This window comes from Streptomyces sp. HNM0574, assembly GCF_012726235.1.
GTDB lineage: Bacteria > Actinomycetota > Actinomycetes > Streptomycetales > Streptomycetaceae > Streptomyces.
On record NZ_JAASAH010000014.1, the window covers coordinates 156978 to 168635 of the forward strand.

Below are 11658 nucleotides of genomic sequence, written 5' to 3' on the forward strand. Positions count from 1 at the left end.
TGACGACCACGATCAGTCTGGAGGTCCCGTGCAGACCGAGATCGAGCCGCGGAATCTGATCGGCCGCAAGGCATTCGACATCCAGGGAACCAAGGTCGGCACCGTCGACGAGGTCTATCTCGACGACGCCACCGGCACACCGCAGTGGGCCGCCGTCCGCACCGGACTCTTCAGCCGGGACGCCTTCGTCCCGCTGGCGCCGAGCGAGGTCGTCGAGGACGCCCTCCGGGTGCCCTTCGAACGCGCGCTGATCAAGGACGCCCCGGACTTCGGAGCGGGCCGTCACCTCTCCCCCGAGCAGGAACTCCTGCTCTACCGCCACTACGGCCTGGACGTACGGGCTCCCGCCGAGGCGCCCTTCCCGCAGGTCCCGCTGACCCCGCAGGAGCCCGGACAGCGGCCCCCCGACCGGGAGTTCGGCCGCATAGCCGGCCGCAACCAGACCTGACCGGCACCGGCGCCGGCCGCCCCGTCACGGCGTGCGTTCCGCCTCGCCGGTGACACGTTCGGCCGTATCCCCGGGCCCGCGCTCGGCCGCCTCCCGCATCGGGGCCAGCAGCGGCGGCTCCGCGGGCCGCAGCTCCGGGTCGTCGACCGAGAAGGTCCGCACCCGCCCCGGCACCGACCCGGGCTCCTCGAACCGCACGGTCACCCGCCCGACCCCGCTGCCCTGCACCCAGCCGGGACCGTGCTCCGCGTGCACCACGTCGCGCCCCGGAACCCAGTGCCGCTCCTCCGGCGCCTCCTCCCGCACCTCCGCCGGGCGCTCCTCCGCACCGGCCTCCCCGTGGGCCTCGCTCTCCGCGTCCTCGGCCGCCCCGCTCGCCGTGGCCTGCGCGAACAGGTCCTCCTGCGTGAAGTCCGCCAGCCCGCTCACGCCCACGCCCAGCAGCCGCACCCCCGCCGTGGTGTCCACCCCGGCGAGCAGCCGCGCCGCCGCCTCCCGCACCACCCCGGGATCGTCGGTCGGCCCGCGCAGCGTCTCGGACCGGGTGACCGTCGAGAAGTCGTAGCTCCGGATCTTCACCACGACCGTCCGGCCCGACCGCCCCGAGGCACGCAGCCGCTCCACGCACCGGTCGGCCAGCCGCGCCACCTGCAACTGCACGCTCAGCCGGTCCGTGAGATCGACGTCGAAGGTGTCCTCCACGGAGATCGACTTGGCGTCCCGCTCGGCCACCACGGGCCGGTCGTCGCGCCCGTTCGCCATCGCGTACAGCGACGTCCCGTGCGCCTTCCCGAGCAGCCGCAGCAGCTCCGCCTCGCCCGCCTCGGCCGTCTCACCCACGGTGTGGATGCCGGCCCGGCGCAGCGTCTCGGCCGTCGCGGGGCCGACCCCGGGCAGCACCCGCACCGGCATCGGCGCCAGCAACTCACGTTCCGTTCCGGGCGGGATGAGCGTGAGCCCGTCCGGCTTCGCCTGCTCCGAACCGAGCTTGGCCAGCATCTTCGCGCCCGCGACCCCCACCGACCCGCTGAGCCCCGTCGCGTTCCGGATGGCGGCCCGCAGCTCCTCACCGACGCGGCGCACGGCCTCCGGTGCCGCGTCCGCCGCGACGGCCCCGCCCGCCTCCAGGTCCACGAAGGCCTCGTCCAGGCTCAACGGCTCCACCAGCGGCGACAGCCCGGCCAGCAGCTCCATGACGGTGTCGCTGACCCGCCGGTACAGCCCGAAGCGCGGCGTGAGGAACGCGGCGTTCGGGCACAGCCGCCTGGCCTGCCCCATCGGCATCGCCGAGTGCACCCCGAAGACCCGCGCCTCGTACGAGGCGGTGGCCACCACACCCCGCGGCCCCAGCCCGCCGACGATCACCGGCTTCCCGCGCAGGCTGGGTTTCGCCGCCTGTTCGACGGCGGCGTAGAAGGCATCCATGTCCAGATGCAGGATCGTCGGGGAAGCTCTCACACCGACAGATGGTGCCGCACGGCACTGACAGTCAGACCGCCCGGTTACGGCGCCGAGCCAGCTCGTCCCCGGGATGGTCGCCGACGATCGTCTCGCCGGTGTCCACCCGCTCCGCGTGCAGCTGGGACAGCGCCCCCTCGACGTCCTTCCAGACGACGCCGACGGCGATCCCGAAGACCCCCTGGCCGCCCTGGAGCAGGTCGACGACCTCGTCGGGCGAGGAGCACTCGTAGACGGTGGCGCCGTCGCTCATCAGCGTCATCTGCGCCAGATCACAGACGCCCCGCGAACGCAGGTGCCGCACGGCGGTGCGGATGTTCTGCAGGGAGACCCCGGTGTCGAGCAGCCGCTTCACGATCTTGAGGACGACCACGTCCCGGAAGCTGTACAGCCGCTGACTGCCGGAGCCGAAGGCCGGCCTGATGCTCGGCTCGACCAGCCCCGTACGCGCCCAGTAGTCCAGCTGGCGGTACGTGATGCCCGCGGCCGAACACGCGGTGGGGCCGCGGTAGCCGACCTGGTCCGAGGCGCTTTCCTGCGGCGTCGGCGCGGACCGAGTCCACTCCGCGGAACCGGCGAGCGGGGACAAACCGCCCGCTGCCATACCGTCGCCGGTACTGCTCACCCCGACCTCCGTCCTTCACATCCCGGGTCACCCCTGGGACCTGCCTCATTGAAGGTAGGCAGTCGCCCGGGGTGCGTCAACGATCGCCACACTCGGCACGGCGAGTGATAATCACCCGAGGTGTGGTTTTCCGTGCCCGGGACCGGGGAATGGCTGACCGTTTGCCCACCGGCCCCGCCGGGACGCGGCGCCCTCACTCGTGCGAGGGACCACCCGGAACGGCCCGGGCAGCCACGGGCCGGACGGTGGCAGCGGGCCGCCTCACTGGCTGCTGGTGCCGAAGTCCTCGGGAGAGATCTGGTCGAGGAACTCGCGGAACTTCTCCACCTCGTCCTCCTGCTCGTCCGGGATCGCGATCCCCGCGTCGTCCAGCACACCGTCGCTGCCGTAGATCGGCGTGCCCGTGCGGAGAGCGAGAGCTATGGCGTCGGACGGACGGGCGCTGACCTCCACACCGCTGGCGAATACCAGTTCGGCGTAGAACACGCCCTCCCTCAGATCCGTGATCCGGACAGCGGTGAGCTCCTGCCCCACGGCTTCCAGGACGTCCTTGAACAGGTCATGGGTCAGTGGGCGCGCGGGAGTCATGCCCTGCTGCGCGAAGGCGATCGCGGTCGCCTCGCCAGGGCCGATCCAAATAGGGAGGTACCGATCGCCTCCCACTTCACGCAGAAGCACGATCGGTTGGTTGGAGGGCATTTCGACCCGGACACCCACAACGTCGAGCTCGTTCACACAGCAACCCTAGGCCGTGCCCGGCCTGTTTGGGTAGTCGGGGCCCGTCCCGTCTCACGGCAGGAGCGCTCCCGCGGCCGGCTTCCGGCCCTCACGCACCGTCCGGGAGCGCTCTCAGCCCGTCCGCAGCCGCAGCGCGGAACGCAGCAGCGCGGCGTGCAGCTGGACGGACAGCCCCGTCATCTCCGCGGCCGTGCTCTCGGCCCGGGCCCGCGTACGGGGGCTGCGGTGCCGCCGCAGCGGGGCGACGACCTGCTCGACGAGGTCCGCCTCGCGGTCCGCCGACGCCTTCACCGCACGCAGATGACGCGGCTCCAGCCCGAACCGCGCCAGATCCCCCATCAGCCGCGCGACCGTGACGTCCTCACCGTCGTACGAGCCGTCCTCGCCCGGCGACAGCAGCCCGTACGCCTCCCAGGCGGCGAGCTCGTCCTCCGTGACGTCGGCGGCGGTGAGCAGCTGCGCGCGGTCCACGCGCGCGGCGGGCGGGGCAGCGGCCGGGTCCGGGTCCAGCGGGTCACGGCGCGGGCCCGGGAGCGGGGGGCGCTCGCCGCGGGCCAGGGCGTCCAGGTGGTCCCTGATCACCTTCAGCGGCAGGTAGTGGTCCCGTTGCAGCCGCAGCACGCAGCCGAGGCGCTCGACGTCCTCCGGGCTGAACTTGCGGTACCCGGAGGGCGAGCGCCCCGGCTCGACGAGACCCTCGGTCTCCAGAAAACGGATCTTGGAGACCGTGACGTCGGGAAACTCCTCGCGGAGCACATGAAGCACGGCACCGATGCTCAGCGGTCCGCTGTCCTCAGTGGCGGTGCCACGGACGGCACCGCCCGACGGTGCGTGCTTCATGGGCCTCCCCGAAGCGATCAGATCGTGCGCTGACTCGCGAAGAAGACCAGCCGGTACTTCCCGATCTGGACCTCGTCGCCGTTCGAGAGCGGGACACCCGCCTCGATGCGCTCGCGGTTGACGTAGGTGCCGTTGAGGCTGCCGACGTCGGACACGGTGAAGACTCCGTCGGAGCCACGGCGGAATTCGACGTGCCGCCGCGAGACGGTGACATCGTCCAGGAAGATGTCACCCTCGGGATGACGACCCGCCGTGGTCAGCTCGTTGTCCAGAAGGAAACGGCTACCGGAGTTGGGGCCCCGGCGGACCACCAGCAGTGCCGAACCCATGGGCAGCGCGTCCACCGCGGCCTGCGCCTCGGGCGACAGCGGCGGGGCCTGCTGCCCCGACACCTCGGCGTCGTACGCCTCCAGGCCCGAGATGGAAATGGTCGAGGTCGTCTCCGACGGCCGCTCCGCCGCGGGTGCGCCACCACGAAGCGGAGCACCGCAGTTGGAACAGAAGCGGCTCGCCTCGGCGGCGCGCGTCCCGCACCGGTTGCACAGCGGCAAGGAAGACCCTCCACCCGTGTTCGAGGTTGATGGTGCATCGGAACCTATGCGTGCCGACGCTCCGGGGTCAACAGACGCCGCACCGTGACCACTCGAATCGGCACCGCCCTGGGAAGCCACCTCGTCGCGGAACAACGGGCGCGCCGCGCCCTCTTCCTCAGCATTCCCCGTGGATTCTCCGTGCCGGGGCGCGGCGTGCCGTGCGGCTCCGCTGCCGCCGTCCTGGCGGCTCTTGCCGAACAACTTCGCAAAAAAACTCACGGGCGTATTCCCCTCGCACGAAACAGACCCGCCCGTGGGGCAGGACAGACCCTCGATACTCTCATTGACCGATTCTTGATACCCGGACAACGTCTGCGGCCTTCAGACAGTTTCCCTCACACCGAGCCCGGCAAGCCCCCCGGCCCCCCGCCGCCCGCGCCGGTGCCTCACGACGACGACGGATCCGCGTACTGCGGTCGCTTCGCAGGTCGGAGGGCGTCCACCGTGATTCTCTCGGAGCGGTTCACCACGACCTCCGCCTGCTCCTTGCGCAGAGTCTGTACGACACCGCCGGGGATGTTCAACGCGGGTTCCAGGTCCTGTGGCTTGCCGATGACCTCGAAACGGTACGGCTGAGTGATCCTACGCCCGTCGACGCTGATGCCGCCGCCCGCGTCCGAGAAGTACGTACTCGCCACCACACGTACCTCGTTGACCTCGATCGCCTCCGCGCCGGCGGCACGCAGTTCCTGGACCGTGTCCAGCAGCATGTCCGCCTCGACGGAGCCGCCGGGGTCGGAGATCGTCAGCGCGATGCCGGGCCCCTCGGCCTTGACCGTACCTGCCAGGACGCCGAGTTGACGCTGCTTCTCCCGCGTCTGCTTGCGGGCCTCCTCGGCCTGGTCGGAGCTGTTGTCCAGCTCGGTGCGCTGACGCTCCAGGCTGCGCTTCTCGTCCTCCAGCCGCTTGGTGCGGTCGTCGAGTTCGTCGAGGATGCGGACCAGGTCCTCCTGGCGGGCACCGCGCAGCGCGCTGTTCTCGCTCGTCGAACGCACCTGGATCGCCAGGCCGAGGCCGAGCACGAACAGCAGCACGGCGACGATGAGTTGGGCCCGCGAGACCCGCGGCGGCCACAGCGCCTCCGCCAGTCTGCGGCGCCCGCTGCTCCGGGTCTCGTCGCCCTGCGCCTGGGTGTGCGCCTGCTCCTTGTCCTGCTCCGGCTTCCCGCCGTCCGGCGGCTCGGGCGTCGCACCGGACGCGCCGCCGCGCGGGCCCTGCGGACCTCCGGGACCCTGCGGTCCACGTGGGCCGGAGGGCACGGCTCCGCCACGGGCCGCCGGATGGGGGCCGCGCGGCACACCCGCATTGCCCGGGATCGGCCGCGGGGCACCCGAACCGGCCTGCGGCATCGGCCCGTTGCCCGGCCTGCGCTGCCCCGGTCCCGGCTGCGGACGTCCCGCACCTCCCTGCGGACGCTGCGGGGGCCGGGCCCCGGGCGGAGGCTGCGGCGTACGCCCGGGCTGCGGGCGCCCGGGCCCGGGCTCGCGTCCGTTTCCGCTCGCCGACGGGCGCCCGCCGGCGGACCGGTCACCGGCTCCGGGACGGGCCGGCGGCCGCGCCGACGAGCCCGACTCGCCACTGCGCGGGGCCTGTTCACCCTTCGGCGGGCCGCTCTTCGGCCCGGGCTGCCCGTCCTTCGGCCCGGGGGCGCGCTCGGGCTCGGGCCCACGCTTCGGCCCGGGCTGCCCGTCCTTCCGCTCCGGGGCACGCTCCGGTTCCGGGGCGGCCTCCGGTTCGGGTGCGTTCTTCGGTTCCGGGGCGGGCTTCTGCTGTCGGCCGGACTTCTGGCCGGGGCCCGGCTTCTGGCCCGCGCCGGGCTCGGATTCCGGGCCGGACGCGGGAGTTGAGGGGCGACCGGACTTCCGGGCGCCCTCCTGCTCCGGCTTCGACGCCTGCTCCGGCTCCGGTTCGGGCTTCCGCCCGGGCTTCGACTCCGGTTCCGGCTCGGGCTTCGCCCCGGAGGCCGGCTCCGGCTTCGCGTCCCGCTTGCCGTCCCGCTCCCCGTCCGGGGTCCGCGGTTCCGGCTTGTCCGTCTCGTTCCCGTCCCGCTCGGGCCGCTCCGGCGGCAGCTCGCCCGGTGGCGTCTTGTCGTCGTCGCTCATCGGCCTCACGCCCGGAAGATGTGCCGCCGGATCGCGGCCGCGTTGGAGAAGATCCGGATGCCGAGGACGACCACGACGCCGGTGGACAGCTGCGCGCCGACGCCCAGCTTGTCGCCGAGGAAGACGATCAGCGCTGCCACCACGACGTTCGACAGGAACGAGACGACGAAGACCTTGTCGTCGAAGATCCCGTCGAGCATGGCGCGCAGGCCGCCGAACACCGCGTCCAGTGCCGCGACGACGGCGATCGGCAGGTAGGGCTCCACCACCGTGGGGACGACGGGCCGGACGACGAGTCCGGCCACGACTCCCACGATGAGGCCCAGTACGGCGATCACGATGTGCTGCCCTCTCCTGTCTTCACGGGCTGTGCCGTTCGTACGGTCAGGCTCGGCGCGGCCGGAAGCCGCAGCGCGTCCTGGGTGCTGATGCTGGTGCGCACACCGTAGTTCTCCTGCAGCACGTGCAAGTACTGCCCGTCCGCGCTGTCCTGGAAGTCGGTGCTGAGCTCCTGCCCGGGGCCGACGGCGAGAAGAGTGTACGGCGGCACCAGCGGCTTGTTGTCGACGAGTATCGCGTCACCGGCGGCACGGATCGCCGAAAGGCTCGTCAGCCGCTGCCCGTTGACGGACACCGCCTCGGCCCCCGACTCCCACAGCCCGTTGACCACCCGCTGCAGGTCCCGGTCGCGGACCCGGCCGGTGTCGGCGAAGCCGCCGCTCTCGCGCGGCCCGCCGCCCTCGCTCTTGGCGTCCTTCGCGTCGTCGACGACGAGTTTGACGCCCGGCCCCTTGACGGGCACGGCACCGGACAGCAGCGCCGCCTCGTACGACGTGTCCCCGCCGTGCTTCTCCAGGGCCCTGCGCTGCTTCGTCTCCACGTCGGAACGGAGGCCGTCGACGCTCTTCTGCAACGCGTCCGCCCGGTCGGAGCCCTGGTCGATGCGCTCGACGAGCTCCTCCCGCTCCTTCGCCAGCTCGGGCGCCGCGCTCCGCGCCTGCGCGGCGCCGACCGTCACCACGAGCCCCGCCAGCAGCAGGCCGCCGGCCAGGCCGAGCTTCGCCCGCGTCGAGCGGGGAAGCCCGGACCGGCCCTCGGCACCCCGGCGTGCGGCGGCCTGCGCGTAACCGTCGTCGAGGCTGTGGTGCATCGCGTTGGTCAGCAGCGACATGGAGGCATCCAGCCGCGCAGGCCGCGATGCTTTCGTCCCTCCGGGATGCTGCTGCGACATGCCGCACATCGTCGCACGTCGAGCCCGCTACCGCCGAATGGGCCCACGGGAGTTCAACGCGGCGGTACTTGACACCCGCCGCGCCCGCACAACCCCGTCACAGGACGGCCCACGGCGCCGCGCGGTTCACTTCCCCGCGCTGTCGACGACGGCCGCCCACTCGTCCAGCAGCGCCAGCGCCGAGGCGTCGTCCGGCCCCTCGGCCCACAGGTGCGTGACGGCCTCGGCCGGGTCGGGCAGCACCATCACCCAGCGGCCGTCGGGCTCGACGACGCGGACGCCGTCGGTGGTGTCCACGTGCCGCTCGCCCGCGGCCTCCACGACCGTGCGCATCACCAGGCCCTTGACCGCCCACGGCGTCGCCAGGTCCCGGCGCCGCACATGCGCCCCCGGGATCCGCGCGTCGATCTGGCTCAACGTCAACTGCGCACGCGCCACCAGCCCGATGAGGCTGACGAACGCGGCCGTACCGTCGAACACCGAGCTGAACTCGGGGACGATGAACCCGCCCCGCCCGTCACCGCCGAACACCGTTCCGTCCGTACGGCACACCCGCGTCAGATCGTCCGGCGACGTCGTCGTCCACTCCACCTGCGTCCCGTGGTACGCGGCGACCTGCTCGGCGATCCGGGTCGTCGTCACCGGCAGCGCCACGCGGCCGCTGCGCCGGGACGCCGCGATCAGGTCGAGCATGACCAGCAGCGCACGGTCGTCCTCGACGATCCGGCCCCGCTCGTCCACCAGCGACAGCCGCTCCCCCACCGGGTCGAAGCGGACGCCGAAGGCGGCCCGCGCCGAGGCCACGATCTCCCCGAGCCGGACCAGGCCGGCCCGGCGAGTCTCGGTCGTCTCGGTGGGACGGGCCTCGTCCAGGCCCGGGTTGATCGTCAGTGAGTCGACGCCGAGCCGCCCGAGCAGGCTGGGCAGGACGAGCCCCGCGCTGCCGTTCGAGGCGTCCACGACCACCTTCAGCCCCGACTCGGCGATCCCCTCCGTGTTCACCGCCCGCAGCAGCGAGCCGGTGTACGAGTCGTACACGCTGGACGGGAACCGCAGGTCGCCGATCTCCCCCGGGAACGCCCGCCGGTACTCCTGACGTGCGTAGACGCGGTCGAGCTTGCGCTGTGCGGCCTGCGAGAGGTCCGCGCCGCGCTCGTCGAAGAACATGATGTCGACGTTGTCCGGGACCCCCGGCGTCGTGCGGATCATGATGCCGCCGGCGCTCCCGCGGGCGGTCTGCTGCCGCGCCACCGGCAGCGGCACGTTCTCCAGGTCCCGCACGTCGATGGCGCTCGCCTGCAAGGCGGAGATCATCGCCCGCTTCAGCGCCCTGGCACCCCGCGAGTGGTCACGGGCCGTGGTGACCGTCGAGCCCTTCTTCAGCGTCGTCGCGTACGCGCCCGCGAGCCGCACCGCGAGTTCCGGCGTGATCTCGACGTTCAGAATCCCGGAGACGCCCCGCGCACCGAAAAGATGCGCCTGGCCCCGCGACTCCCAGATGACGGAGGTGTTGACGAACGCGCCGGCCTCGACCGTCTTGAACGGATAGACCCGCACATTTCCCTGGACGATGGACTCCTCGCCCACGAGACACTCGTCCCCGATGACCGCCCCGTCCTCGATCCGCGCGGCCCGCATCACGTCGGTGTTCTTCCCGACGACGCAGCCCCGCAGATTGCACTGCTGCCCGATGTAGACGTTGTCGTGCACCACGGCACGGTGCAGAAAGGCCCCGCTCTTCACGACGACGTTCGAGCCGACGACGGAATGCTCCCGGATTTCCGTACCGGCCTCGACCTTCGCGTAGTCCCCGATGTACAGCGGCCCGCGCAGAACGGCATCGGGGTGCACCTCGGCGCCCTCGGCCATCCATACGCCCGGCGAGATCTCGAACCCGTCGATCTCGACGTCGACCTTGCCCTCGAGAACGTCCGCCTGCGCCTTCACATAACTCTCGTGCGTACCGACGTCCTCCCAGTACCCCTCGGCGACATAACCGTAGACGGGCTTTCCGTCCTTCATCAGACGGGGAAAGACGTCACCGGACCAGTCGACGGGCACGTCCGGGTCGACGTAGTCGAAGACCTCCGGCTCCATCACGTAGATGCCGGTGTTCACCGTGTCCGAGAAGACCTGCCCCCAGGTGGGCTTCTCCAGGAAACGCTCGACCTTCCCCTCGTCGTCGACGATGGTGATGCCGAACTCCAGCGGGTTGGGCACCCGCGTCAGGCAGACGGTGACGAGCGCGCCGCGTTCGCGGTGGAAGCGGACGAGCTCGGTCAGGTCGAAGTCGGTGAGGGCGTCACCGGAAATGACGAGGAAGGAATCGTCCCGCAGCGCCTCTTCGGCATTCTTCACGCTGCCCGCCGTACCGAGCGGCTTCTCCTCGTTGGCGTACGTGAGCTCCATACCGAGCTCTTCGCCGTCCCCGAAGTAATTCCGGACCAGGGAGGCGAGGAATTGCACGGTCACCACGGTCTCGGTGAGCCCGTGGCGTTTGAGCAGCCGCAGCACGTGTTCCATGATCGGACGGTTTGCCACGGGAAGCAGTGGCTTCGGCATGCTCGCGGTCATGGGACGAAGGCGTGTGCCCTCTCCCCCGGCCATCACGACGGCCTTCATGTCGGAAGCGCCCTCCTTGCAGAGACGACGGTCTAACCGACCTCACCCGTTCAGGATGACCCACGGTGGCGCATGACGGGCACCCCGGCCTTTCGTGACGCTGTCTTGGACGAGCTCAGTCGGCCGCGGAGTCCGCCCTCACGAGCCGGCGGACCTGAACCACGTAGAGGAACCCTGCCCACCAGTACAGCGTCGTACCCCAGCCTGCGAACGCCCATCCGAAGATGCAAGCGAGAGAAGCCAACCAGCCGCTTCCGTCGCTCAGCAGCAACAGCGGGAAGGCGTACATCAGGTTGAAAGTCGCAGCTTTACCGAGGAAGTTGACCTGCGGCGGCGCAAAACCGTGCCGGTCCAGGATCCACACCATGACCAGCAGCAGCGCCTCCCGGGCCAACAGCGCCAGCGTCAGCCACAACGGCAGGATTTCCCGCCAAGTCAGGCCCACCAGAGTGGAGAGGATGTAGAGCCGGTCCGCCGCGGGGTCGAGGATCCGGCCGAGGCTGCTGATCTGGTTCCAGCGCCGGGCCAGCTTCCCGTCGAGATAGTCGCTGACGCCGCTCAGCGCCAGGATCAGCAGCGCCCAGCCGTCCGCGTTCGGTCCGCCGAACTCGGGCCACAGAATCAGCCACAGAAAGACCGGTACGCCGATGAGGCGGGCCATGCTGAGGATGTTCGGGATGGTGAGGACCTGGTCTGTCTGGACCCGTGTCTCCTGGACCTCCACCCGGTGCCTCCTGTGCGTGAACTATGCCGGTGATGTCCCAATGACCTTACCGGCAGGGCCGGCACGGACACGCACCGGGGCGGTACGACCACAACGAAAAAGAGGGTCTGTGGTCCCGGAATTCTCTTTCCGGGACCACAGACCCTCATCAAGTGAAGTTCGGCGGCGTCCTACTCTCCCACACGCTCCCGCATGCAGTACCATCGGCGCTGAAAGGCTTAGCTTCCGGGTTCGGAATGTAACCGGGCGTTTCCCTCACGCTATAACCACCGAAACA

At 71.1% G+C, this 11658-nt stretch carries 11 protein-coding genes and 1 rRNA gene; 1 reads left to right on the top strand and 11 read right to left on the bottom strand.

The window, feature by feature from the left end:
- Nucleotides 1–28 precede the first annotated feature (28 nt).
- The gene (locus HCC30_RS22255; protein WP_169444407.1) at nt 29–448 is read left to right on the top strand and encodes a PRC-barrel domain-containing protein; all 420 of its coding nucleotides are present in this window, start codon (nt 29–31) and stop codon (nt 446–448) included.
- Between the two features lie 24 nt (nt 449–472).
- Here the strand turns inward: HCC30_RS22255 and HCC30_RS22260 are convergent, their stop codons facing one another.
- From HCC30_RS22260 to rrf, 11 genes are all read right to left on the bottom strand, one after another.
- Complete coding sequence (locus HCC30_RS22260) at nt 473–1906, bottom strand: DNA polymerase IV (RefSeq protein ID WP_169444408.1); 1434 nt, start codon at nt 1904–1906, stop codon at nt 473–475.
- A 31-nt stretch (nt 1907–1937) separates the two neighbouring features.
- Nucleotides 1938–2531, bottom strand: coding sequence for a MerR family transcriptional regulator (locus HCC30_RS22265; RefSeq protein ID WP_169444409.1), 594 nt, complete (start codon nt 2529–2531; stop codon nt 1938–1940).
- 261 nt (nt 2532–2792) lie between these two features.
- The gene (locus HCC30_RS22270; protein WP_027764781.1) at nt 2793–3266 is read right to left on the bottom strand and encodes a bifunctional nuclease family protein; all 474 of its coding nucleotides are present in this window, start codon (nt 3264–3266) and stop codon (nt 2793–2795) included.
- Between the two features lie 114 nt (nt 3267–3380).
- A complete protein-coding gene (locus HCC30_RS22275) occupies nt 3381–4109 on the bottom strand; it encodes a MerR family transcriptional regulator (RefSeq protein ID WP_169444411.1) in 729 nt (242 codons plus the stop codon).
- A gap of 17 nt (nt 4110–4126) precedes the next feature.
- On the bottom strand, nt 4127–4660 hold the full coding sequence (locus HCC30_RS29055) for an FHA domain-containing protein (protein ID WP_277348017.1): 534 nt from the start codon (nt 4658–4660) through the stop codon (nt 4127–4129).
- A 428-nt stretch (nt 4661–5088) separates the two neighbouring features.
- Nucleotides 5089–6051, bottom strand: coding sequence for a DUF881 domain-containing protein (locus tag HCC30_RS22285; RefSeq protein ID WP_169444459.1), 963 nt, complete (start codon nt 6049–6051; stop codon nt 5089–5091).
- Between the two features lie 758 nt (nt 6052–6809).
- Nucleotides 6810–7142 carry a small basic family protein gene (locus HCC30_RS22290; RefSeq protein WP_169444413.1) on the bottom strand — a complete coding sequence of 111 codons (333 nt, stop codon included), beginning with the start codon at nt 7140–7142 and terminating at the stop codon, nt 6810–6812.
- The gene (locus HCC30_RS22295; RefSeq protein WP_169444414.1) at nt 7139–8035 is read right to left on the bottom strand and encodes a DUF881 domain-containing protein; all 897 of its coding nucleotides are present in this window, start codon (nt 8033–8035) and stop codon (nt 7139–7141) included. The genes HCC30_RS22290 and HCC30_RS22295 overlap by 4 nt, the downstream gene beginning before the upstream one ends.
- Before the next feature lie 126 nt (nt 8036–8161).
- Nucleotides 8162–10657, bottom strand: a complete 2496-nt coding sequence (locus tag HCC30_RS22300; protein ID WP_169444416.1) for a mannose-1-phosphate guanyltransferase — start codon at nt 10655–10657, stop codon at nt 8162–8164.
- 115 nt (nt 10658–10772) lie between these two features.
- The gene (locus HCC30_RS22305) at nt 10773–11381 is read right to left on the bottom strand and encodes a CDP-alcohol phosphatidyltransferase family protein (protein ID WP_169444418.1); all 609 of its coding nucleotides are present in this window, start codon (nt 11379–11381) and stop codon (nt 10773–10775) included.
- Nucleotides 11382–11538: 157 nt separating this feature from the next.
- A 5S ribosomal RNA gene (gene rrf / locus HCC30_RS22310) occupies nt 11539–11655 on the bottom strand.
- Between the last annotated feature and the right edge of the window lie 3 nt (nt 11656–11658).